The sequence below is a fragment of the Cytobacillus sp. IB215665 genome (assembly GCF_033963835.1).
In the GTDB taxonomy this organism is placed as follows: domain Bacteria; phylum Bacillota; class Bacilli; order Bacillales; family SM2101; genus Nanhaiella.
Genome location: NZ_JAXBME010000040.1, coordinates 1 through 1599, shown reverse-complemented (window position 1 = coordinate 1599; position 1599 = coordinate 1). Strand labels below are relative to the sequence as shown.

The 1599-nt window shown below is 37.8% G+C and carries 1 protein-coding gene; it reads left to right on the top strand.

What is annotated here, in order from left to right; translation table 11 throughout:
- The first annotated feature begins 264 nt into the window (after positions 1-264).
- Positions 265-1461 (top strand): IS110 family transposase, encoded by a 1197-nt coding sequence (locus SLH52_RS23145; RefSeq protein WP_320211556.1) that lies wholly within the window; start codon positions 265-267, stop codon positions 1459-1461.
- Positions 1462-1599: the final 138 nt, after the last annotated feature.

Here is a 1599-nt window from a genome sequence, read left to right as displayed (position 1 = left end):
AGAAAGGCGCCATTTCGTATTATAAGGTCATCCAGATTGATATTATCTGGTTGGCCTTCTTTTTATAGGCTATTCTTTAGGTAGTCGGAGTAGGACGTAGGCGCCAGTGGGACTTGATCCCGTCCGCAATACTGTCCACTCCCTACTTGTAGAAACATGTTTGAGGCTGGTTGGGGCATTGACCCCGTATAACAAGCGAAGCTATGACACTACAAGATAGACAGGGGCTACCGACAAATCTACTAAAAGGAGATGTGATAAAGTATGGATCCAGTGATTGGCCTGGATGTCGCAAAAGGAGAAAGCCAAGTTCAAGCTTTCCTGGCAAGAAAGCACCCCTTCGGAAAGACCTTCAAGTTTAAGCATGATACCAATGGATTACGTGAATTTTTTATGTTTTTCAAAGAGGTGGAAATCCACGCTGAATTAAAACCTGTCATTGTTTTTGAATCTACAGGGCACTACCATGAACCTATTTTACAGTTTCTCGAGGAAAAAAAGATTACGTACTATTTAGTGAATCCCATTGTTTCTTACGAAACGAAAAAAAGTAGTCTTCGAAAAGTAAAATCAGACCCAGCTGATGCGAAACATTTGTGTGAGATGTATTACAAAGAGGACTTAGTTGCCTACCAACAAAAAAGTGTTGAAACGATGAATCTGAGAAACCTGAATAGACAACACGATTCCTTAACACGGAACTATGTACAACTGAAACTTCAGTTCCAAACGATACTAGATCAAGTATTTCCTGAATATAAAGGAGTTTTTAGTAATTTATACGCGCCTTTATCCTTAAAAACGCTACTCATCTATCCTACATCTCATGAAGTATTGAAGGTACCAACGGAAGAATTAGCAAGGAAGATGCATGATATAGGAGGAAAAAGATCGTATGGGTGGTTTTATGAGAAGGCTTTGAAGTTAAAAGAGTCAGCAGAACGGAACCCATTTAAGAAGACACTGTATCAAAGTAACTTGGTTACGCTAAAAATGTATATTCAAATGCTTCTTCAACAAAGAGAGTTTCTGAACATACTAGAACAGGAGATCGAATCGTTAGCGATGCAGTTTGAAGAGTATGAGATTCTTACATCCATCCCAGGGATAGGAACTAAAATAGCAGCAACACTTATTTCAGAAATAGGCGATGTTGCGCAGTTTAGCCATCCGAAAAAACTAGTAGCCTACGCTGGGATTGATCCGAGGGTATACCAATCTGGTCAGTTTACAGCCACAATCAACCGTATTACTAAAAGAGGATCTACTAAGCTTCGTCAGACACTCTATACAGCAGTTCAGTGTGGACTAACCAATAATCGCAACATGAAAATCCGAACGTATTATGACAAAAAAAGAAGTGAGGGCAAGCCTCACAAAGTAGCCATCATAGCTTGTGCCAACAAGCTATTGCATTGGATTTATGCGATATTAAAGAATAAGCAAATGTATATTGCATAAATCAATACAATTAATTACACAACTAACAAAAACTTCAAATAATGATATTGAAGCTTATTTGTCATGTCCATTTTTATTATATCATCTTAAATCTATTATGATTTCTTAAAATGTATTGACTTATATTAGCTGGTATTG

Bases quoted from the DNA above. Each gene is read 5' to 3' on its own strand.
- SLH52_RS23145 (WP_320211556.1), top strand. From the start codon at position 265: ATGGATCCAGTGATTGGCCTGGATGTCGCAAAAGGAGAAAGCCAAGTT.